We start from the raw sequence: 20574 nt of genomic DNA, 5'->3' as shown, positions 1-20574 counted from the left end.
CGCGTATTGCTCAGAAAGTGGTCGATTATACCTGCACCCGTTGCCATGCGACAGGCAAAATGCCGTCGCCGCAAACCGATGCAATGCTTTGCCTGGCGAAGGTTACAGCACCGCGCGGCGGGAGAAGTCCCGCAGGCGGAAGCCCAGGAGCGCGAGCATACCGAAATAGGCGACCACACCGGCCACCACCAGCGCACCCAGGCGCACCAGGCGAATCGGCATCCCCCCCTGATCCCAGGCCGGCATGAAGTGCATCATGCCCATCAGCACCGCACACATCACCAGTACAGATAGGACTAATTTGGCGATGAACTTGCCCCAGCCCGGCTGCGGATCGAACAGCTGGTGCTTGCGCAACTGCCAATAAAGCAGGCCGGCGTTCAGGCAGGCCGCGAGGCTGATCGCCAGCGCCAGACCCGCATGCTTGAGCGGACCGATAAACACCAGGTTCATCAGCTGGGTGGAAACCAGGGTGAACAGCGCGATCTTCACCGGCGTCTTGATGTTCTGCCGCGCGTAGAAGCCCGGGGCCAGGACCTTCACCAGGATGATGCCGAGCAGACCGACCGCATAGGCGATCAGCGCACGCTGGGTCATCAGGGCATCGTGGGCGCTGAACTTGCCGTACTGGAACAGCGCGACGGTCAGCGGCTCGGCGATCACCGCCAGGGCCAGGGAGCACGGCAGCACCAGCAGGAAGCACAGGCGCAGGCCCCAATCCATCAGCCGCGAATATTCATGACGATCGTCGCTGGCGTAGGTCTTGGCCAGCGACGGCAGCAGGATGGTGCCCAGCGCCACGCCGAGAACCCCGGACGGCAGCTCCATCAGGCGGTCCGCGTAGTACATCCAGGACACGGAGCCTGCGACCAGGAACGAGGCGAAGATGGTGTTGATGATCAGCGAAATCTGGCTGACCGAGACACCAAGGATCGCCGGCCCCATCTGCTTGAGCACACGCCAGACGCCGGAATCGCGCAGATTGATGCGCGGCAGCACGAGCATGCCGATCTTCTTCAGGTGCGGCAGCTGGTAGAGCAACTGCGCCAGGCCGCCGGCCAGCACCGCCCAACCCAGCGCCATGATCGGCGGGTCGAAGTAAGGCGTCAGGAACAGCGCGAACAGGATCATGCTGACGTTCAGCAGCGTCGGCACGAAGGCCGGCACCGAGAAACGGTTCCAGGTATTGAGGATTGCCCCCGCCAGCGAGGCCAGCGAGATCAGCAGGATATAAGGAAAGGTCACCCGCAGCAGGGAGCTGGTGAGTTCGAACTTCTCCGGCGAATCGACGAAGCCGGGCGCCGTCACCCAGATCACCCAGGGCGCAGCGAGCATGCCCAGCGCAGTGACCAGCGCGAGGATCAGGGTCAGCAGGCCGGATACATAGGCGATGAAGGTGCGCGTCGCCTCCTCGCCCTGCTGGGTTTTGTACTCCGCCAGGATCGGCACGAAAGCCTGGGAGAACGCCCCTTCGGCGAAAATGCGGCGCAGCAGGTTGGGCAGCTTGAAGGCGACGAAGAAGGCGTCGGTGGCCATGCCGGCGCCGAACATGCGGGCGACGATCGTGTCGCGCACGAAGCCGAGCACCCGCGAGATCATGGTCATCGAGCTGACCGCGGCCAGCGACTTGAGTAGGTTCATAGCGTCCAGAACTGGTAGAATGGCCGACCCTGCAGGGTGCAGCCCTGGCCTAGAGCGATTGCTCGACTGCCAGGCGAAGCGCAGCAGTGTAGGGCCGCGGGGCGAATAAATCACCCCATCCGCCGGAGAGCGTGCACCTGTCGCACCACTCGTCGGAGGCGGCTCATACCCTTGACAAGGCCTTGATGCAACGGCATTATTCGCGGCCTTAATTTATTCGCAACATCCCAAGTTTTTTTCGAGGAGCTCGACGGTGGCCAACACACCTTCCGCCAAAAAACGCGCCAAACAGGCTGAGAAGCGTCGCAGCCACAACGCCAGCCTGCGTTCCATGGTTCGTACCTACATCAAGAACGTAGTCAAAGCAGTCGACGCCAAGGACCTGCCGAAGGCCCAGGCCGCTCTGGTTGCTGCCGTACCGGTCATCGACCGCATGGCCGACAAAGGCATCATCCACAAGAACAAGGCCGCTCGCCACAAGAGCCGCCTGAACGCCCACGTGAAGGCCCTGGCCACCGCGTAAGCGTTCCGTTCTTGAAAAACCGGCCCCAGGGCCGGTTTTTTATTGCCTGCGATTTGCCTATTGAGAACTTATCCACAGGTGCACTTTCTGCGGGCAAAAAGAAAGGGCGGTCAATCCGCCCTTCTTCGTCTTACTTTTCAGGCCACGGCATAATCGGAATCGCCGTCACCGCATTCTGCGGACTGCCCTCGATGACGCGGTCGCTGTAGACCAGATAGACCAGCGCATTGCGCTTCCTGTCGAAGAAACGCACCACCTGCATGGTCTTGAACACCAGGGACGTGCGCTGCTGGAAGACCACTTCGCCATCCTTCAGCTCACCAGAGAATCGGATCGGCCCGACTTGACGACAGGAGATCGACGCTTCGGCGCGATCCTCCGCCAAACCCAGCCCACCCTTCACACCGCCGGTCTTGGCGCGCGACAGGTAACAGCTGACGCCCGCCACCTTCGGATCATCGAAAGCCTCGACGACTATCTTGTCGTTCGGCCCAACCCACTTGAAGACGGTGGACACTTCACCGATCACATCGGCCCGAGCCAATGCCGGCAACAACAGCAATGCAGCGATCAATCCCTTGCGCATGCGAGTACCCCTCAGACCAGAACCAGGTTGTCGCGGTGCACCAGCTCCGGCCCATCGACATAGCCCAGCAGGCCCTCGATGGCATCGGTCGGCTGGCCAATGATCTTCTGCGCCTCAAGTGCACTGTAGTTCGCCAGCCCGCGAGCGATTTCGCGCCCCTGCTGATCCACACAGACCACCATCTCGCCGCGACGGAAGCCGCCCTGCACAGCCTTCACACCGACCGGCAGCAGACTCTTGTGATCCTGAGCAACGGCCTTGACCGCACCATCATCCAGCACCAATGTGCCGCGCATCTGCAGGTGGCCGGCCAGCCACTGCTTGCGCGCCGCCTTGCGGCTCTGCTCGGGAGTCAGCAGCGTGCCGAGACGCTCGCCAACACGCAAGCGATCCAGCACACGCTCGATACGACCGCCAACGATAACAGTATGCGCGCCGGAACGCGCCGCCAGACGGGCCGCACGCAGCTTGGTCTGCATACCACCACGCCCCAGCGCACCACCGGTGCCGCCAGCGACCGCATCCAGCGCCGAATCATCGGCACGCGCCTCGAAAATCAGCTGCGCGTCGGGATTATTGCGCGGGTCGGCATCGAACATACCGTCACGATCAGTGAGGATCACCAGCAGGTCAGCCTCGACCAGGTTGGCCACCAGCGCCGCCAGGGTGTCGTTGTCGCCGAAACGGATTTCGTCGGTGACCACGGTGTCGTTCTCGTTGATCACCGGAATCACGCCGAGATCGACCAGCGTGCGCAGGGTATTACGGCCGTTCAGGTAGCGTTTGCGGTCGGATAGGTCGTCATGGGTCAGCAACACTTGCGCGGTCTGCAGGCCATGCACAGCGAAGCTGGACTCCCAGGCCTGCACCAGCCCCATCTGCCCCACGGCAGCGGCGGCCTGCAGCTCATGCATGTCGCTAGGTCGGGAAGCCCAACCCAGGCGACTCATGCCTGCCGCGACGGCGCCCGAGGACACCAGCACCAGCTCGACGCCCGCGCGATGCAGCGCGACCATCTGCTCGACCCAAACCGCCATGGCATCGCGATCCAGACCGCGACCATCGGCGGTCAGCAACGCACTGCCAATCTTGACTACCCAGCGCTTGGCGCCAGTTACCTTCTCACGCATACCCTCAACCTTAGAACCTGTCCAATGTCTGCCTGCGCTTGCCCATACTGCGTTAAAGCAGGCTCAAAATGCTCATTTACCACTCGTAAACTGCGCTTTTTCACCTGCTTTTGCCTTGCCTGAGCTGCGCTCGGCAAGACGTTGAACAGGCTCTAGAAGTCAGGCTTCACACGTTTCATCCGGACCGGCGGGCACCGCTCCGATCAAGGCACGTAGAAGATTTCCGGCCCATCGCCGTCGTCTTCGTCATCCTCGAAATCATCGTCGTCCACATCGTCGACATTCTTCAGACCGGAACGGCGCAGAGCACGGGCGTCGTCCAGAGCCTGCAGACGAGCACGAGCCTCGTCTTCGATGCGCTGATCCAGGGCCGCCAGGGCTTCGCCGTAGGCCGGCTCTTCCTCGATGCGCAGGGTGCGCTCGTCGAGGTATTTCATGATGTCCTGGCTCAGCTTCTCGGTGCCTTCACGCTCCAGGGCGGAGATCACATAGACCGGACCTTCCCAACCCAGGCGCTCGACCACGGCCTGCTTGCGACGCTCCTGCTCCTCGGGCTCGAGGATCTGGTCCATCTTGTTCAGCACCAGCCAACGGTCGCGCTCGGTCAGCGCCGGACTGAACTTCTCCAGCTCGTGGACAATGGTTTCCGCGGCATCGGCCGGATCGCTTTCATCCAGCGGCGCCATGTCGACGATATGCAGCAGCAGGCGGGTACGCGCCAGGTGCTTGAGGAAGCGGATCCCCAAGCCAGCGCCTTCGGCAGCACCTTCGATCAGGCCAGGAATGTCGGCGACCACGAAGCTCTTGAAGCGGCCGACACTGACCACGCCCAGGTTCGGAACCAGAGTGGTGAAGGGATAGTCGGCAACCTTCGGCTTGGCGGCGGAAACCGCGCGAATGAAGGTGCTCTTGCCGGCGTTCGGCAGGCCGAGCAGACCGACATCTGCCAGCACCTTCAACTCCAGCTTGAGGTCACGCGCGTCGCCGGGCTTGCCCGGAGTGGTCTGGCGCGGCGCGCGGTTGGTGCTGGACTTGAAACGGGTATTACCCAGGCCATGCCAGCCACCCTGGGCAACCATGATGCGCTGACCCGCAACGGTCAGGTCACCGATGATTTCCTGGGTATTGGCATCGATGATGGTGGTACCGACCGGCACGGGCAGGACGAGATCGTCACCCTTGGCGCCAGTGCAGTCCTTGCTGCCACCGTTCTCGCCACGCTGGGCGTCGAAACGACGGGTGTAGCGGTAGTCCACCAGGGTATTAAGGTTCTCGTCGGCCTCGAGATACACCGAGCCGCCGTCGCCACCGTCACCGCCGTTGGGACCGCCTTTCTCGATGAACTTCTCGCGGCGGAAGCTCATGAGGCCGTTGCCGCCGTCACCGGCTTTCACGTGGATGGATACTTCGTCGACGAATTTCATTGCGAACGCCTCCCGCCTAGCGGCGGGTTGAAAATAAGAAAAGGAGCATAGGATACAGCCAAGTCCACGCAAACGCCCGAACCGACGGCACCTCGCCTGGAAACGCCAGAAACAAAAAAGCCCCGTCGCGAGACAGGGCTTTTTCAGTGAGAGCTCGCTTAGGCAGCGACGACGCTTACATAGCGACGGCCAAAGGCGCCTTTCACTTCGAACTTGATCACGCCGTCGACTTTAGCGAACAGGGTGTGATCCTTGCCCATGCCAACGCCGTAGCCAGCGTGGAACTGGGTGCCGCGCTGACGCACGATGATGTTGCCTGCTTTCACAGCCTGGCTACCGAACAGCTTCACGCCAAGGCGTTTGCTTTCTGAGTCGCGGCCGTTGCGGGTACTACCGCCAGCTTTTTTGTGTGCCATGAGTCAATTCTCCTGAAGAGGAATTAGGCCTGGATGCCGGTGATCTTGATTTCAGTGAACCACTGGCGGTGGCCCTGACGCTTCATGTGGTGCTTGCGGCGGCGGAACTTGATGATGCGCACTTTGTCGTGACGGCCGTGGGAAACCACTTCCGCGGTCACTTTCGCGCCTTCTACCACCGGCAGGCCGATCTTGACGTCATCGCCGTTGGCGACCAGCAGGATGCGATCCAGGTTGATCGCTTCGCCGGTGGCGACGTCGAGTTTTTCGACCTTGAGGAATTCGCCTTCGGTGACTTTGTATTGCTTGCCACCAGTAACAATTACTGCGTACATCTGGATGTCTCCGTTAGACCTGCTCACCCGACGCTTTATAGAAAGAGGAATCGGTCGGCATGGCTGCATGGGGCCGGAAAGGACGCCCGTGCAATTGCGTAAGGCAGGATATGCCAGGGAAGTTCGGGGCCGCGATTCTACGCAAACGCTCGGCGCGGATCAAGCCCCATGGGGCCTCGCCTTGACAGGTCTTCCCCGCGGCACCTAGCATGCCGCGCAATCTACGAGGAGCGCTGTCTTTAATGCAACCCCAGGCTTTCTATCGCGTGGTGGCGGACGACTTCACCGCCGTCGACGGCATCATCCGTCGCCAACTCACTTCCCGCGTTCCCCTGGTGGAAAAGATCGGCGACTACATAATCTCCGCTGGCGGCAAGCGCCTGCGCCCGCTGCTGGTGCTCCTCTCGGGCAAGGCATTGGGCTATTCGGGCGACGACCTGAAGCTGCTGGCCGCCACCATCGAATTCCTGCACACCTCTACCCTGCTGCACGACGACGTGGTCGACGCCTCCGGCCTGCGCCGCGGTCGCGCCACCGCCAATGCCCAGTGGGGCAACGCGCCGAGCGTGCTGGTGGGCGATTTCCTGTATGCACGCTCCTTCGAAATGATGGTCGAACTGGGCTCGATGCCGGTGATGCGCATCATCTCCCAGGCTACCCGCGTGATCGCCGAAGGCGAAGTGCTGCAGCTGTCCAAGGTCCGCGACGCCAGCACCACCGAAGAAACCTACATGGAAGTCATTCGCGGCAAGACCGCGATGCTTTTCGAAGCCTCTACCCACAGCGCCGCCGCACTGGCCAACGCTCAGCCGGAGCAATCCGAGGCGCTGCGACTGTTCGGTGATGCCCTGGGTATCGCCTTCCAGCTGGTGGACGACCTGCTCGACTACCGCGGCGATGCCGCCAGCCTGGGCAAGAACGTCGGCGACGACCTCGCCGAAGGCAAGCCGACCCTGCCGCTGATCGCCACCATGCGCGATGGCACCCCGGAGCAGGCTGCGCTGGTGCGCAAGGCCATCCAACAGGGCGGCAGCCAGGACCTGGAAGGCATCCGCGCCGCCGTGGAAGCCGCCGGCGCGCTGGACTACACCGCCAACCTGGCACGCGAGTATGCCGCCCGCGCCATCGAGCACCTCAAGGCACTGCCGGACAACGAGTATCGCGCCGCACTGATCGAGCTCGCGGAATTCTCGGTCGCCCGCACGCACTGATCCGCCGTTTCACAAAGGCCCGCCCCGGTTCGCCGCGGCGGGCTTTTTGTTGCCTGCCCGTTGATCGGGAACAATAGATCGTCACCGGCGCGAAATTTTTTCCAATTCAGGCTTGCTATTGAGATAATAAGAATTATTCTCATTAAACGGTCTGCACGGAGGAACATGCCATGACCTACATGATCGACGCCTGGCTGGATCGCCCGCACCCCTATCTGCGCATCCTGCATCGGGACACCGGGGAAGTCTGCGCAGTGCTGGAGGAAGAGGCCCTGGATGAGCTGCGCGAACAGGGCGGCCTGGAGCTGTCCGAGCTCAGCACCAGCGAACCGCTGGTGCTCAAGGAACTGGTGCGCAACCTGTTCCTGTTCTGTTACGCCCGCGCACTGCGCTAGGCAAAAGCCTGTGAGAGCGAGCGTGCTCGCAAAGAGCTCCGCACCAACGTCACCAGGTTCGCGAGCAAGGTCGCTCCTACAAAAACGCGGGTGCACCTGAACGATTGTGGCGGCGCAGGACGCGTCGCCAGTGCTCCGTCGCCCGGGAGGCGGATGCACAAAGGGGCGCCGGAGCGCCCCTTTTCCTGCGGAGCGGCCAGGGATGGCACTCCGCAGTGAACCCTCGTGGGATCAGAGGATTTCCAGCAGCTCGACGTCGAACACCAGCACGCTGTGCGGCGGGATGCTGCCGACGGCCTGGCCGCCATAGGCCAGCTCGCTCGGCACATGCAGGCGCCATTTGCTGCCGGCGTTCATCAGTTGCAGGGCCTCGACCCAGCCGGCAATCACGCCGCCCACCGGGAATTCGGCCGGCTGGCCGCGCTCGTAGGAGCTGTCGAAGACGGTGCCATCGACCAGGGTGCCGTGGTAGTGGGTACGCACGGTGTCTTCGCGGGACGGCTTGGCGCCGTCGCCGCTGACCAGCACTTCGTACTGCAGGCCGGACGGCAGGACAGTGATGCCTTCGCGCTTGGCGTTTTCCACCAGGTACTCGCGGCCAACGGCGGCGGCGGCTTCGGCTTTAGCCTGGGCTTCGGCCTGCATGCGCTCGCGGATTACCTGGAAGCTGGCGGACAGGGCTTCGCCCGGAACACGGCTTTCGGCGCCGGCGTAGGCGTCGGACAGGCCAGCGAGGATGGCGTCGAGGGTCATGCCCGGGACCGGGTTCTCGCGCAGCTGGTCGCCCAGCTGACGGCCGATACCGTAGCTGACGCGGGCTTCGTCGGTGGAAAGATTGAGTTCGCTCATGGCGGCGCTCCGCTGGGGGTTCAAAAAAGGGCCGCCAGCCTAGCACAGATGCACCGCCGCCCCCACCGTGCGAGCCTCGCGTAGCGGGACGGGCCCAGCGCCCGGGACCTAATGCAACGGGATGGTCACGCCCGCGCCGATGTCGCGCTCATCGTCCATGCCGCACATCTCGTCGTGCACCACGGCATGTACCAGATGGAAGGGGACACTGGGTAGCGCCCGGAGCACTTCACGCGCGTGGGCAACGGAGCGCACGCTGATGACGTGCCCGGCCTCGTCCTGAACCGGATAGAAACGGGCTCCCATGCGTGCTTCCAGCACGTAGATATCCCCCTCCAGCGACACCAGGTTGATCTCGTCGATGTCGCCGGCGACGGAGCGGCTGGTCAGTTCCTGCAGATTCATGTGCTGCACCTCCTGCGGATTGATCCACGCGGAAAGTCTTGACCAGCAGGCGCTCACCGCAAGGTGAAAACGCAACCGCCCGTCCGTTTTGCAACGGCCGGGCGGCGTGGATGGCGCAGCAGGGCTTCAGTGGTCGTGGCGCGTGGCCTTGTCCAGGTAGCCCATGGCGAAAGCCGAGAGGACGAAGGTGAGGTGCATGATCACGTACCACATCAGCTTGTTGTCTTCGATGTTCTTGGCGTCCATGAAGATGCGCAGCAGGTGGATCGAGGAGATCGCCACAATGGAAGCCGCCACCTTGTTCTTTAGCGAACTGGCGTCCATCTTGCCCAGCCAGCTGAGCTTTTCCTTGCCTTCGTCGATATCCAGCTGCGACACGAAGTTCTCATAGCCGGAGAACATCACCATCACCAGCAGGCCACCGACCAGCGCCATGTCGATCAACGACAGCAGCACCAGGATCAGGTCCGCCTCGGCGATGCTGAAGATGCTCGGCAGGATGTGGAAGATTTCCTGGAAGAATTTGATGGTCAGCGCCAGCAGGGCCAGCGACAGGCCGATGTAGATCGGCGCCAGCAGCCAGCGCGCGGCATACAGGGAGTTTTCGACGAAGCGTTCCATGGTTCTCGCAGGAATGGTCGTTGGGAAAGGGGCGGCCGCAGTATAGCGGATGACCTTTGCGAGTTATCCCGGCTTTCTATAGATAAATATGTCTGTGGATAAATAGGTAGGCGGCCGCGGTATGAAACCGTAGCGCCCAGGCGCCCCGCGGCTTTCAGTGGATCGTGCAGGGACTGCACAGTTCCTCTCCCGGCCTTGAAAGCCTCAACCCTCGGGGCGGAACTGGAAGTTGCCGACATGGCGCGAGCGCTCGCCGTTCAGGCGGCGCAGTTCGCCTTGCAGGTGCAACTGCCAGATGGGGGGATCGTCCGCCACGATGTAGCCCTGCTGGGCCAGGCAGTCGGAGATCGCCTCGAGCACACCTTCGGCCACGAAAGGCCCGCAGAACGGGCCCTGCGCCTTGATGGCGGTGGGCTGCGCACCGGACATGCCGGCGGCGCACAACAAAGTCCAGAGTCCATTCTCTCCGGCCAGCGGCCTGATCTCGCACTCAATGCGCGTGGTCAGCCCCAGACAGGGGCGGATAAGGCAGAGGTTACGCGGCATGGCGGCACCCTCGCGGTTGTCCTGAGATTGAGACTACACCCAGGTTCTGACACGCGAAAGTGCGGATTTATCCGGCCATCTTGCGGGCAACGGCGTGAAAATGGCGCCGGTGGAATGTCCCGGCCGGCGCCCTGCCCTGGCCGTCCTCAGTCGACGTCTTTCTTCTTGCGGGCGCGCTCTTTCTCTACGGGGGCCTTGTCCACCGGCACCTTCTCCACCTTCGGCTTGCTGACCGGCTTGGCGGCTACTGCCTCCTTCGCCGGCTTCTCCTTCTCGTCCTCATCCATGCCCAGCTCGGAAATTTCCTTCAGGCGCTCCACGACGCGGGCGTTGACGCTGCCCTTGGGGAAGTGGCCTTTGGCATCCGGCGCCCCCGCGGGCTCGCCGACCAGCAGGCTCAGCGCCTCGTCGGCCTGGCGCACGGCATAGATATGGAACTGACCGTTGCGCACCGCCTGCAGCACACGCTCGTCGAGCATCAGGGTGGCGACGTTGGCGCGCGGGATGATCACGCCTTGTTCGCCCGTCAGGCCGCGGGCCTCGCAGAGGCGGAAGAAGCCTTCGATCTTCTCGTTGACCCCGCCGACCGCCTGTACTTCGCCGAACTGGTTGATCGATCCGGTGATAGCGAAACACTGGCGCAGCGGCGTGCGCGACAGGGCAGAGATCAGCGTGCAGACCTCGCCCAGGGAGGCGCTGTCGCCGTCCACATAGCCGTAGGACTGCTCCAGCGCGATGCTCGCGGAAATCTCCAGGGGGAACTCCTGGGCGTAGCGGCTGCCAAGGTAGCCAGTAAGGATCATCACGCCCTTGGAGTGGATCGGCTGGCCGAGGTTGACCTCGCGCTCGATGTCGACGATGCCGCTGCCGCCCGGATAGACGGTGGCGGAAATGCGCGCCGGCATGCCGAAGGCCGAGTCGCCGACTTCCAGTACGGTCAGGCCGTTGCACTTGCCCACCGCGGCGCCTTCGCTGTCAATCAGGATGATGCCGGCGAGGATGTCGTCGAGAATCCGCGCCGAGACGCGACCAGTGCGGGTTTCCTTGGCTTTCAGGGCACGCTCGATGTGGCCCAGGTCGGTCACTTCCTGGCCGGCCAGCTGGCGGATGAAGTCCGCTTCGCTGACCAGTTGGAACAGGTCGCCGATGCGCGCGGAAAGGCGGCCCTGGTGTTCGGCCAGGCGGGCGCTGTAGGTGGCCAGGCGGGCCACGGCCTCACGGGTGAGCGGCGCCAGGCCCTCCTCCGAAGTGCGGGTCTTGAGCAACTGGGCGAACTGTTCGAGGCTGTCCTCGGCCAGCGGGATGTCCTCGTCGAAATCCACCAGTACGCGGAACATCTCCTGGAAATCCGGATCCAGGTCCTGCAGCGTGTAGTAGATCTGCCGCGAACCGATGATGATCACCTTGATGTGCAGCGGGATCACCTGCGGCGTCAGGCTCATGGCGGTCAGGCGGCCCAGTTCGGCCAGGGGCGACTCCATCTTCAGCTGTCGCGATTGTAGCGCGCGCTTGAGGGCATCCCAGACGAATGGCTCACTGAGCAGCTTCTCCGCCTCCAGCACCAGGAAACCGCCGTTGGCGCGGTGCAGCGCACCGGGGCGCAGCTGGCGGTAGCTGGTGTAGAGCGCGCCCTGGTCAGAGGCGTACTCGATACGGCCGAACAGGTTGTCGTAGGTCGGGTGAGACTCGAACACCACCGGCGCGCCACCGGTGGCATGGTGGGCGATCGCCTGGTTAGGCGCGTACTGCTCTTCCAGGCTCTGCTTGCGCTGCGGGTCGGTACGTTCGGAGTCCACCAGTTGGTCGACCACGGTCTTCAGCAGGTTGAGCTGCATGGCCTGCAGGTAGGCGCTGACCCCGGAGTTGTTGTTGTACTTCTCCACCAGCGGCGCCAGCAGCGGCTGCAGCGCGAGGGTGATGGTCTCCTCGTTGAGCTGGCGCAACTGGTTGCTGGACTCGCGCTTCCACTGCGGCAGGCTGGAGAGCTCCTCGTTGAGGTGTTCCTCCAGGTCGGCGATGTCGGCGTGGAAGCGCTCGCGCTCCTCTTCCGGCAGTTGGGCGAACTCGGCCTCATCCAGCGCCTTGCCGTCCTTCATCGGGGTGAACGCGATGTTGGCGCTGTCGCGGTACAGGGCGACTTCCTTCTCCAGCGCCAGGCGCTCGACGGTATCCAGGGCCTTGTCGTAGCGCTGGTTGAAGGCGCGATCGATGGCGCTCTTCTTCTGCTGGTAGGCCGGGTTCTCGAACACCGAGGGGAAGGTGGACAGCAGGTTGTCGATCAGGTGATCGATATCGGCGCCGAACTCGGCGGCACTGCCCGGTGGCAGCTCGATCACGCGCGGTTCGCGGGAGTCGTCGAAGTTGTTGACGTAGACCCAGTCGGCCGGGGTCGGCAGGCGCTTGCCCTCGGCCTTCAGGTAGCGCTGCACGAAGGAGAAGCGGCCCGTTCCGGGCTCGCCCATGACGAACACGTTGTAACCCGGACGCGGCATCGCCACGCCGAACTGCAGCGCCTCGACCGCGCGCTCCTGTCCGAGCACGCCCAGGAAAGGCTCCAGTTCTTCGGTGGTCTTGAAGGGAAACTGTTCGGGAGTGAAGGGACGGGTCAGTTCATCGGGCGCCAGGCGCAGGCCGGCAGCAACGGAATCGGGCATTGGAGGTCCTTGCTTCGAGCGGCGCGAGGCCGCGGAGATTCGTCCGCATTCTCGCGCCGCCCGCGCGCCACTGGCAAGGCAGTATTGGTGACAGTGTCAGTCCACTGCGTCGGCGCAGCGCAGGCAGTGCTCAGCGGCAGGAAGGGCACGCAGGCGCCGCTCCTCGATAGCCTCGCCGCAGCGCGCGCACTCGCCATAGGTGCCGTCGGCCAGGCGCAGGCGCGCCATGCCCACCAGGCGCATGCCCGCTTCCGCCTCGGCCAGCAGGGCGCGCAGGACATCGTCGTTCTGCCGCTGCTGGGCCTGCTCGGCGAAGTCAGGCGAGTGGCTGCGACCCAGGTCGCGGCGAATGGCTTCGGCACGCTTGGAATACTCGGCCGCCAACTGGTCCAGCGCTGGCCGCGGATCGAAATCGACCATGACTACATCCTCGCAAGGGGAACTGATTCAAGTGTGGTCGGTTCCAAGACTTCCGCCGCTGATGCCGATCAACAGCAAGCCATCCGAGCCCTTCAACCGGCCCCGGCCATACTGACTGCAGCGGCGGTTGCCTTGACACCCGCAAGGCATTGGAGAAAAGCTCTGGCAGGCGCTGTTTCGCTGTCAGCGACTGTTCAATGGTCCCCGACCTCAAAAAGAGAGAAAAACGATGAAAAGGATTCTGCTCGGTACCCTCCTCGCCACCGCCTCCCTGAGCGCTCTCGCCGATGCCCCCGGCAGCGACGGCTGCGGCTGGGGGAACATGCTGTTCAAGGGCCAGCGCGGCACTGCGACCCACGTCCTCGCCGCCACCACCAACGGCACCAGCGGCAACAACACCTTCGGCATGACCACCGGCACCAACGGCTGCCACACCAACGGCGCGCTGACCTATGGCGGCAAGCCGATGATCGTGCTCAGCAGCATGATGGACGAGCTGTCCGAAGACATGGCCAAGGGTGACGGCGAAGCGCTGACCACCTACGCCGTGGTACTGGGCGTGAAGCCCGAGGACCGTGCGCACTTCGCCCAGGTCACCCACGAGCACTTCGCACAGATCTTCAACAAGTCCGACGTCACCGCCGAGGACGTCTACGCCAACACCCAGGCCGTCCTGAAACAGGACAGCACCCTGGCCAAGTACGCCGAACAGGCCTGATGGCCAACGCGAGCCCGCCCGCTCCGGGCGGGCTCACCCTTCCCTTCCAGTAGCCCATTCGATGCCCAAACGCCTGTTGCCCTGGATGGCGCTGTGCGCCTGCACCCCACTGCTGGCTTCGCCGGCGATCGACCCACAACGCCTGCAGACGCTGGCTGACGAACCCTACTGGCTGGCCCTGGGTCACTACGAACACGCCAAGCTCGGCGGTTGGCGCAGCTTCGTCGACGACCCGAAGTTCTTCCTCGCCAAGGACGGTGATCGCCATCCGCAATCGGAACTGGCCGCCACCGTGAAGGCCCTCTACGCCCCGGCCAGCCTCGGCGACAAGCATGCCCAGTGCGTCTACCCGGCGCGCACCCGCTGGCTGCGCCAGCAGTTGCAGCTCGATGACCTGCCGGCGGTCGAGTGCAAGGAATTCACCACCTGGTACCACGACATCAACCCGCACAGCGCCGTGCTGGTGTTCCCGGCCGCCTACCTGAACAGCCCCTCCTCGATGTTCGGCCACACCCTGCTACGCATCGACCAGGCCGATGTCGACTCCGACAACACCGCCCTGCTCAGCTACGCGCTCAACTTCGGCGCCTACATCGAGGGCATGGACAACAGCATCCTCTATGCCTGGAAGGGCCTGATGGGCGGCTACCCCGGCCTGTTCGCCCTGGTGCCCTACCGCGAGAAGCTCTCGGAATACAGCCGCCTGGAGAATCGCGACCTCTGGGAATACCGCCTGAACCTGACGCCGGAAGAAACCGCGCGCATGGTCGAGCACGTCTGGGAGCTTAAGCAGATCCGCTTCAAGTACTACTTCTTCGACGAGAACTGCTCCTTCCGCCTGCTGGAGCTGCTGGAGATCGCCCGTCCCGGCACCGAGCTCACCGACCACTTCCCGCTCACCGCCATCCCCACCGACACCGTGCGCGCGGTGAAGGACGCCGGGCTGATCGATCGCGTGGACTACCGCCCCTCCCGCGAGCGCGAGCTGCTGGCCCGCGGCGAACCGCTGAGCCACGACGAGAAGGTACTGGCGCGACACATCGCCGACGACGACAGCCAGCTGCAGAGCTCCGAATTCGCCGCCCTGCCCCCTGACCGTCAGGCCCTGGTGCAGGACACCGCCTTCCGCCTGGTGCGCTACCGCGCCACTGGCCAGGAGCGCGACCAGTCCACCGCCTCGCGCAGCTACAACCTGCTCAAGGCGATCAACCGCAACCCGCCGCCGGCACTGGAGGTGGAGCGCCCCGGCCAGCCGGAGAACGGCCACGAGTCGCGCACCTGGCAACTGGGCGCCGGCAGCCGCGACGGCGAAGCCTTCGCCCAGTACGGCCTGCGCATGGCCTACCACGACCTCGACGACAACGCCTATGGCTTCCCGCTGGGCGCGCAGATCGAGATCGGCCAGCTCAAGCTGCGCCAGTACGAAGGCAACCGCTGGCAACTGCAGCAACTGGACCTGGTCACCATCCGCTCCATGACGCCGCGCAACGAGCTGCTGCAACCGCTGTCCTGGCAGGTCGCCGGCGGCTGGGAACGGGTGGTCGGCAAGCACAGCGACAACGACCACGACACCCTGGTCGGCCACCTGAACGGCGGCGCCGGCGGCAGCTGGAAACTGACCGACGATCTGCAGGCCTACGCCCTCGGCACTGCACGCATCGAGAACAACCCGGACTTCGCCGCCACTATCGCCCCGGCCATGGGCTTCGACACCGGCGTGCTGTGGAGCAACCCGCTGGGCAACCTCAGCCTCGAAGGCAAGGGCGACTTCTTCCACAACGGCGAAGTGCGCCGCACCCTGAGCTTCGGCCAGCAGGTGGAACTGGGCCGCAACCTGGGGCTGCGCCTGTCCGCCCAGCGCGAGTTCAGCCACGAGGCCAGCCCGCGCAACGAGGTGATGCTGGAGCTGCGCTGGTACCACTACTGAGGCGCATTGCGCCTCAGCCCCTCAACGACGCCCAATCCAGGCCGAAGCGCGCCAGGTACTTGCGCAGGCGATCGGCATCGTTGGGGTTCTGCTTTTCCTGGCGCGAGATGGCGAACAGCTGACGACCGGCGTCGGACAGGCTGCGTGCCTGCCGGCAGACGCCGATTACCGCTTCCAGTTGCAGGCGGTCGAACAGGTCCAGCGCCTCGGCGCCCTCCCCCAGCAAAGGCTGCAGCAGGCTTTCCGCCTGGGTGGCGCCCCAGGAGCGGCGTAGCCGGCCGATCTCTTCCTCGACCAGCGCCTCGTCGACCCGCCCGCTGTCGGCCAGGGTCGCCATGCGCGTGATGGACGCCGACAGCTCGCGGAAGTTGCCGCTCCACGGCGCCTGCGGCGAATTGGCGAAGGCCAGGTAGCGCATGCGCGCTTCGCGGTTGAAGCGCACCAGCCGGCCCTGCTCGCGAGCGTGGCGCTCCAGCTCGAAATCGATGTTCGGCTCGATGTCCTCGCGGCGCCCGGCCAGGCCCGGCAGGTCGAAGGTCCAGAGATTGATGCGGGCGAACAGGTCCTCACGAAACAGCCCTTCGGCGACGCGTTCGCGCAGGTCGCGGTGGGTACCGGCGATCAGCTGGAAATCGCTGCCCACCTCGCGGTCCGAGCCCAGCGGGAAGAAACGCTTCTCCTCGATGGCCTTGAGCAGCATGGCCTGCTCGTCCAGACCCAGCTCGCCGATCTCGTCGAGGAACAGCATGCCGCCGTCCGCCGCACGCAACAGCCCTTCGCGGGCGTTCTGCGCGCCGGTAAAGGCGCCTTTGGTATGACCGAACAGCGCCGACATCGCGCCATCACCGCGCAACGTGGCGCAGTTCACCTCGACGAAACGCCCCTGGAACTGGTGCCGCGCACGCTTGAGTTCGTAGACGCGGCGGGCGAGGAAGGACTTGCCCGCGCCGGTCGGGCCGATCAGCAGCATCGGCGCGCGGGAACGCCCGGCAACCCGTTCGATCTGCTCGATGGAACGATTGAACTCGGCATTGCGCGTGGCGATACCGGACTTGAGGAACGCCAGGCTCTCCTCCTGCTCTCGGCGGAAGCGCGTGGCAATGCGGTCGTACCGCGACAGGTCGAGGTCGATCACCGCGACCGTCCCTTCCGGCTGCCGCGCCTCGTCCTTGCGCCGTGACGGCGAGGCCTGCACCAGCCGCGCAGGCAGGTAGCGCGCCTCGGTCAGGAGGAACCAGCAGATCTGCGCGACGTGGGTCCCGGTGGTGATGTGCACCAGGTAGTCCTCGTGCTCGGTATCGAAGGCATAGCCGCCGACGAAATCATGCAGCGCGCCGTAGACCTCCTCGAAGTCCCACGGGTTGCGTAGCGCCATCGGCTGCAGGCGCACCTCGGTTTCCGGAGAGATATGCCGCACGTCGGCGGCGATGCGCTCGGCCAGGCTGACATCCCGCGCATCCAACCCGTGGATCAGTTCCAGGCGGTCGATCAGCAGGTCCTGCTGCTGGCACAGCCCGACCGTGGGCCGCCACTTCTGCCAGCGCGCCGCACCCTTGCCGACGCGGTCCAGGGTTGAACCGAGGAAGCCGATGGCGACCGTTTTCTTGGCTTTCATCTTTTATCTATCAAGATAAACAACGATCTCAGAATATCCATAAATATCCATATCGACCAACCAGAGAAATCAGAAACACATGTGATAAAAATAAATAAATCGTTATTTATCAAAAAGTTATAAAAATACATCGCCCACCAAAAGCAAACCTGGCACGCCCCTCGCTATATCTCCCTCGACCGCATCGCTGATGCAGCCCACGGGCAGGGACTTCCACTCCCGCCGGTGCCCGAGCCCACCCCTGGCGTCGGCTTCGTGCATGCCGCTGCAGCAGTCACGGTCGATGGCGCGGTAGCTCAGCCTGGTAGAGCACTCCCTTTCGAGGGAACCGTCGCAGGTTCGAATCCTGCCCGCGCCGTTCGATAGCTCAGTCCGGTAGAGCAGCCATCGAAGGAATGGCCTGTCGCGGGTTCGACTCCCGCTCGAACACTGCCCTGTTAAGGCAGCTACTCATGAAGGCAACACCCCGCCGGTGGGCGACGGGACAGGCGCAAAGCGGCCAGGAAGGCCGGATATGCCAGGGCCCCGAAGCCACCGCCGGCCCGCCCGGTACGAGGACCGGGCCTGCGACAAGACACGTGCTGGCCGATGGATTCGGCGCAATGGACAGGAAGTCCGCAGTACCTGGCTCTCGCAGGCTCCCTCCTCGCCACCCGACGGGCCGGCGAACACCGGCACCCAAGGGCAAAGAAAAGAAGGAAGAGAACGAGATGAAACTGCTGAAGCGCTTTACCGTGAAGAAGAACGAACGTGGCCTGCTGTACTCCGAAGGCGATTTCCTGGCGATCCTCGAGCCGGGTATCCACCGCCACCTGGACCTGTACAACCGCCTGAGCGTGGAAACCTTCAGCCTGAACACCCCGTTGTTCGAGCACCGCCTGGCCGGCTACCTGCGCCAGTCCGAACCTGCGCTGGTCGAACGCTATTTCACCCGCATGGACCTGGCCGAGAACGAGGCCGGCCTGCGTTTCGAGGACGGCGTGCTGGTGGAGATCCTCGCACCCGGCAGCCGCCAACTGTACTGGAAAGGCCAGACCGAGCAGCGCCTGGAACGCATCGACCTGAGCCAGGAGTACCGCGTCGCACCGTCGCTGCTGCAGCAGATGCAGGGCAACCTGCGCGGCCGCAGCGTGATCGGCGCCGAGGCGCTGCTGGTAACCCTGGTGCCGGCCTACCAGGTCGGCGTGCTGAAGGTCGATGGCGCGGTGATCGAGTTGCTGCCGGCCGGCCAGTATGGTTTCTGGCGTTACAACCGCCAGGTGAGCGTGGAGCTGATCGATACACGCATCCAGGCGCTGGAGGTCAGCGGGCAGGAAATCCTCACCCGTGACAAGGTGAGCCTGCGCCTGAATCTGGCCGCCAACTGGCGTTACAGCGATGTGCTGAAGGCGTTTTCCAGCCTGTCCAAGCCGCTGGAGCACCTCTACCGCGAGCTGCAATTCGGCCTGCGGGCGGCGGTGGGAACACGCACGCTGGATGAACTGCTGGAAAACAAGCAGGTGATCGACGAGTCGGTCGGCGCCTACTTGAAGGAGCGGCTGCAAGGCACCGGCATCGAGGTCAACGGCCTGGGCGTGCGCGACATCATCCTGCCGGGCGAGATGAAGACCCTGCTGGCCCAGGTGGTGGAAGCGGAGAAAGCCGCGCAGGCCAACGTGATCCGTCGCCGCGAAGAAACCTCGGCGACCCGCTCGCTGCTGAACACGGCCAAGGTGATGGAAGACAACCCCACCGCCCTGCGCCTGAAGGAGTTGGAAACCCTGGAACGGGTGGCCGAACGAATCGACCGCATCTCGGTATTCGGCGGCCTGGATCAGGTATTGAATGGACTGGTAACGCTGAAGCAGGCCTGACAAGGGCCTGCTCGGCAACGAAGGAAACGGACATGAAAGAGAAAACCTTCCAACTGCTGGAAGTCGCCAACGGCAAACCGATCAAGCTCTGGACCCAGGGCGTGCCGGTGGAAGAAGACGCCAAGCAGCAACTGATGAACACCGCGAAGATGCCCTTCATCTTCAAGCACATGGCGGTCATGCCGGACGTGCACCTGGGCAAGGGTTCGACCATCGGCAGCGTGATTCCCACCAAAGGCGCCATCATCCCGGCCGCCGTGGGCGTGGACATCGGCTGCGGCATGATCGCCGCGCGCACCTCGCTGATAGCCGCGGACCTGCCGGATAACCTGCACGGCCTGCGCAGCGCCATCGAGAAGGCCGTGCCCCACGGCAAGACCTTCGGCCGCCGCGACCAGGGCGCCTGGGAAGACGTGCCCGAGCACGCCGACGATGCGTGGAAGGCACTGGCCGGGCGCTTCAAGGCGATCACCGACAAGTACCCGAAGCTGGAGAAGACCAACAACCGCAAGCACCTGGGAACCCTGGGCACCGGTAACCACTTCATCGAGGTCTGCCTCGACGAGGCCAACCGCGTCTGGTTCATGCTGCACAGCGGATCGCGCGGTGTGGGTAACGCCATCGGCAACCTGTTCATCGAACTGGCCCAGGCCGATATGCGCCAGCACATCGCCAACCTGCCCGACCGTGACCTGGCTTACTTCGAGGAAGGTAGCCAGCACTTCGACGACTACGTGGAAGCCGTCGGTTGGGCTCAGGACTTCGCCCGGCAGAACCGCGAGCTGATGATGCGCGCGGTGATCGCAGCGGCGCGGCAGGTGATCCGCAAGCCGTTCGAGGCCAGCCTGGAAGCGGTGAACTGCCACCACAACTACGTGCAGAAGGAACGTCACTTCGGTGAAGAGGTACTGGTAACGCGTAAAGGGGCGGTGTCCGCGCAGAAGGGCCAGCTCGGCATCATTCCGGGGTCGATGGGCGCCAAGAGCTTCATCGTCCGCGGCCTGGGTAACGAGGAAGCCTTCTGCTCCTGCAGCCACGGCGCCGGCCGGACCATGAGCCGCACCAAGGCGAAGAAGCTGTTCAGCGTGGAAGACCAGGTGCGTGCCACCGCCCACGTCGAATGCCGCAAGGACAAGGACGTGATCGATGAGATCCCGATGGCCTACAAGGACATCGACGCCGTGATGGACGCCCAGCGCGAGCTGGTGGAAGTGCTGCACACCCTGCGTCAGGTGGTGTGTGTGAAGGGATAAAGCGAGTCGGGCGCAAACCGCCCACCTCGACTGCAAGACAAGGAACAAGGAC

At 64.0% G+C, this 20574-nt stretch carries 20 protein-coding genes and 1 tRNA gene; 8 read left to right on the top strand and 13 right to left on the bottom strand.

From position 1 onward, the window contains the following. Positions 1–102 precede the first annotated feature (102 nt). The gene (gene murJ, locus PNI01S_RS10585) at positions 103–1641 is read right to left on the bottom strand and encodes a murein biosynthesis integral membrane protein MurJ (protein WP_024763082.1); all 1539 of its coding nucleotides are present in this window, start codon (positions 1639–1641) and stop codon (positions 103–105) included. 253 nt (positions 1642–1894) lie between these two features. On the opposite strand from murJ, the gene rpsT reads away from it, so the two are divergent. Next, complete coding sequence (gene rpsT, locus PNI01S_RS10580) at positions 1895–2164, top strand: 30S ribosomal protein S20 (protein ID WP_009617555.1); 270 nt, start codon at positions 1895–1897, stop codon at positions 2162–2164. A gap of 130 nt (positions 2165–2294) precedes the next feature. On the opposite strand, the gene PNI01S_RS10575 is transcribed toward rpsT, so the two are convergent. From PNI01S_RS10575 to rplU, 5 genes are all read right to left on the bottom strand, one after another. Then, positions 2295–2750, bottom strand: a complete 456-nt coding sequence (locus tag PNI01S_RS10575) for a CreA family protein (RefSeq protein WP_024763081.1) — start codon at positions 2748–2750, stop codon at positions 2295–2297. Between the two features lie 11 nt (positions 2751–2761). Beyond that, the gene (gene proB, locus PNI01S_RS10570) at positions 2762–3880 is read right to left on the bottom strand and encodes a glutamate 5-kinase (RefSeq protein ID WP_024763080.1); all 1119 of its coding nucleotides are present in this window, start codon (positions 3878–3880) and stop codon (positions 2762–2764) included. 203 nt (positions 3881–4083) lie between these two features. Then, positions 4084–5304 carry an Obg family GTPase CgtA gene (gene cgtA / locus PNI01S_RS10565; protein ID WP_024763079.1) on the bottom strand — a complete coding sequence of 407 codons (1221 nt, stop codon included), beginning with the start codon at positions 5302–5304 and terminating at the stop codon, positions 4084–4086. 158 nt (positions 5305–5462) lie between these two features. Beyond that, the gene (rpmA, locus tag PNI01S_RS10560) at positions 5463–5720 is read right to left on the bottom strand and encodes a 50S ribosomal protein L27 (protein WP_017521622.1); all 258 of its coding nucleotides are present in this window, start codon (positions 5718–5720) and stop codon (positions 5463–5465) included. Between the two features lie 23 nt (positions 5721–5743). After that, positions 5744–6055, bottom strand: coding sequence for a 50S ribosomal protein L21 (gene rplU, locus PNI01S_RS10555; RefSeq protein WP_015475683.1), 312 nt, complete (start codon positions 6053–6055; stop codon positions 5744–5746). Between the two features lie 242 nt (positions 6056–6297). Here rplU and PNI01S_RS10550 point away from each other — a divergent pair, with 242 nt between their 5' ends. After that, complete coding sequence (locus tag PNI01S_RS10550) at positions 6298–7266, top strand: polyprenyl synthetase family protein (protein WP_024763078.1); 969 nt, start codon at positions 6298–6300, stop codon at positions 7264–7266. A gap of 170 nt (positions 7267–7436) precedes the next feature. Then, positions 7437–7661, top strand: a complete 225-nt coding sequence (locus tag PNI01S_RS10545; RefSeq protein ID WP_024763077.1) for a PA4570 family protein — start codon at positions 7437–7439, stop codon at positions 7659–7661. 231 nt (positions 7662–7892) lie between these two features. Here the strand turns inward: PNI01S_RS10545 and bamJ are convergent, their stop codons facing one another. From bamJ to PNI01S_RS10515, 6 genes are all read right to left on the bottom strand, one after another. Then, complete coding sequence (gene bamJ, locus PNI01S_RS10540; RefSeq protein WP_024763076.1) at positions 7893–8510, bottom strand: BamJ family beta-barrel-assembly machinery protein; 618 nt, start codon at positions 8508–8510, stop codon at positions 7893–7895. Positions 8511–8618: 108 nt separating this feature from the next. After that, positions 8619–8915 carry a DUF6482 family protein gene (locus tag PNI01S_RS10535; RefSeq protein WP_024763075.1) on the bottom strand — a complete coding sequence of 99 codons (297 nt, stop codon included), beginning with the start codon at positions 8913–8915 and terminating at the stop codon, positions 8619–8621. 126 nt (positions 8916–9041) lie between these two features. Then, positions 9042–9536, bottom strand: coding sequence for a TIGR00645 family protein (locus PNI01S_RS10530; RefSeq protein WP_017521628.1), 495 nt, complete (start codon positions 9534–9536; stop codon positions 9042–9044). Between the two features lie 204 nt (positions 9537–9740). Continuing rightward, entirely contained in the window at positions 9741–10082 is a 342-nt protein-coding gene (locus tag PNI01S_RS10525; RefSeq protein WP_024763074.1) for a PA4575 family protein, read from the bottom strand. A gap of 146 nt (positions 10083–10228) precedes the next feature. Continuing rightward, the gene (locus tag PNI01S_RS10520; RefSeq protein ID WP_024763073.1) at positions 10229–12736 is read right to left on the bottom strand and encodes a Lon protease family protein; all 2508 of its coding nucleotides are present in this window, start codon (positions 12734–12736) and stop codon (positions 10229–10231) included. Positions 12737–12832: 96 nt separating this feature from the next. Then, positions 12833–13156, bottom strand: a complete 324-nt coding sequence (locus tag PNI01S_RS10515; RefSeq protein WP_024763072.1) for a TraR/DksA family transcriptional regulator — start codon at positions 13154–13156, stop codon at positions 12833–12835. A 229-nt stretch (positions 13157–13385) separates the two neighbouring features. On the opposite strand from PNI01S_RS10515, the gene PNI01S_RS10510 reads away from it, so the two are divergent. Both PNI01S_RS10510 and PNI01S_RS10505 read left to right on the top strand, forming a co-directional pair. After that, a complete protein-coding gene (locus PNI01S_RS10510) occupies positions 13386–13874 on the top strand; it encodes a DUF3015 domain-containing protein (RefSeq protein WP_038803701.1) in 489 nt (162 codons plus the stop codon). 61 nt (positions 13875–13935) lie between these two features. Further along, complete coding sequence (locus PNI01S_RS10505; protein ID WP_084358181.1) at positions 13936–15801, top strand: Lnb N-terminal periplasmic domain-containing protein; 1866 nt, start codon at positions 13936–13938, stop codon at positions 15799–15801. A gap of 13 nt (positions 15802–15814) precedes the next feature. Here the strand turns inward: PNI01S_RS10505 and rtcR are convergent, their stop codons facing one another. Beyond that, complete coding sequence (gene rtcR, locus PNI01S_RS10500; RefSeq protein ID WP_084358179.1) at positions 15815–17416, bottom strand: RNA repair transcriptional activator RtcR; 1602 nt, start codon at positions 17414–17416, stop codon at positions 15815–15817. A 285-nt stretch (positions 17417–17701) separates the two neighbouring features. On the opposite strand from rtcR, the gene PNI01S_RS10495 reads away from it, so the two are divergent. The 3 genes from PNI01S_RS10495 (at position 17702) to PNI01S_RS10480 (ending at position 20522) form a co-directional block, all read left to right on the top strand. Further along, positions 17702–17774, top strand: a tRNA-OTHER gene (locus PNI01S_RS10495). Positions 17775–18126: 352 nt separating this feature from the next. Further along, positions 18127–19269, top strand: a complete 1143-nt coding sequence (locus PNI01S_RS10485; RefSeq protein WP_084358177.1) for a slipin family protein — start codon at positions 18127–18129, stop codon at positions 19267–19269. Between the two features lie 32 nt (positions 19270–19301). Continuing rightward, positions 19302–20522, top strand: a complete 1221-nt coding sequence (locus tag PNI01S_RS10480; protein WP_084358175.1) for an RtcB family protein — start codon at positions 19302–19304, stop codon at positions 20520–20522. The last annotated feature ends 52 nt before the right edge of the window (positions 20523–20574 follow it).

It is taken from the genome of Pseudomonas nitroreducens NBRC 12694, from assembly GCF_002091755.1.
Classification (GTDB): Bacteria; Pseudomonadota; Gammaproteobacteria; order Pseudomonadales; family Pseudomonadaceae; genus Pseudomonas; species Pseudomonas nitroreducens.
The sequence above is the reverse complement of the archived record's forward strand: the minus strand, read 5'-3'. Positions and strand labels throughout refer to the sequence as shown.

Excerpts from the sequence above, each read along its gene's own strand:
- PNI01S_RS10515 (WP_024763072.1), bottom strand. The coding sequence starts at position 13,156 with ATGGTCGATTTCGATCCGCGGCCAGCGCTGGACCAGTTGGCGGCCGAG.
- bamJ (WP_024763076.1), bottom strand. The coding sequence starts at position 8,510 with ATGAGCGAACTCAATCTTTCCACCGACGAAGCCCGCGTCAGCTACGGT.
- murJ (WP_024763082.1), bottom strand. The coding sequence starts at position 1,641 with ATGAACCTACTCAAGTCGCTGGCCGCGGTCAGCTCGATGACCATGATC.
- PNI01S_RS10480 (WP_084358175.1), top strand. The coding sequence starts at position 19,302 with ATGAAAGAGAAAACCTTCCAACTGCTGGAAGTCGCCAACGGCAAACCG.
- rpmA (WP_017521622.1), bottom strand. The coding sequence starts at position 5,720 with ATGGCACACAAAAAAGCTGGCGGTAGTACCCGCAACGGCCGCGACTCA.
- PNI01S_RS10550 (WP_024763078.1), top strand. The coding sequence starts at position 6,298 with ATGCAACCCCAGGCTTTCTATCGCGTGGTGGCGGACGACTTCACCGCC.
- PNI01S_RS10535 (WP_024763075.1), bottom strand. The coding sequence starts at position 8,915 with ATGAATCTGCAGGAACTGACCAGCCGCTCCGTCGCCGGCGACATCGAC.
- rtcR (WP_084358179.1), bottom strand. The coding sequence starts at position 17,416 with ATGAAAGCCAAGAAAACGGTCGCCATCGGCTTCCTCGGTTCAACCCTG.
- PNI01S_RS10545 (WP_024763077.1), top strand. The coding sequence starts at position 7,437 with ATGACCTACATGATCGACGCCTGGCTGGATCGCCCGCACCCCTATCTG.
- PNI01S_RS10485 (WP_084358177.1), top strand. The coding sequence starts at position 18,127 with ATGAAACTGCTGAAGCGCTTTACCGTGAAGAAGAACGAACGTGGCCTG.
- PNI01S_RS10575 (WP_024763081.1), bottom strand. The coding sequence starts at position 2,750 with ATGCGCAAGGGATTGATCGCTGCATTGCTGTTGTTGCCGGCATTGGCT.
- rplU (WP_015475683.1), bottom strand. The coding sequence starts at position 6,055 with ATGTACGCAGTAATTGTTACTGGTGGCAAGCAATACAAAGTCACCGAA.
- PNI01S_RS10525 (WP_024763074.1), bottom strand. The coding sequence starts at position 10,082 with ATGCCGCGTAACCTCTGCCTTATCCGCCCCTGTCTGGGGCTGACCACG.
- PNI01S_RS10510 (WP_038803701.1), top strand. The coding sequence starts at position 13,386 with ATGAAAAGGATTCTGCTCGGTACCCTCCTCGCCACCGCCTCCCTGAGC.
- PNI01S_RS10520 (WP_024763073.1), bottom strand. The coding sequence starts at position 12,736 with ATGCCCGATTCCGTTGCTGCCGGCCTGCGCCTGGCGCCCGATGAACTG.
- PNI01S_RS10530 (WP_017521628.1), bottom strand. The coding sequence starts at position 9,536 with ATGGAACGCTTCGTCGAAAACTCCCTGTATGCCGCGCGCTGGCTGCTG.
- PNI01S_RS10505 (WP_084358181.1), top strand. The coding sequence starts at position 13,936 with ATGCCCAAACGCCTGTTGCCCTGGATGGCGCTGTGCGCCTGCACCCCA.
- proB (WP_024763080.1), bottom strand. The coding sequence starts at position 3,880 with ATGCGTGAGAAGGTAACTGGCGCCAAGCGCTGGGTAGTCAAGATTGGC.
- cgtA (WP_024763079.1), bottom strand. The coding sequence starts at position 5,304 with ATGAAATTCGTCGACGAAGTATCCATCCACGTGAAAGCCGGTGACGGC.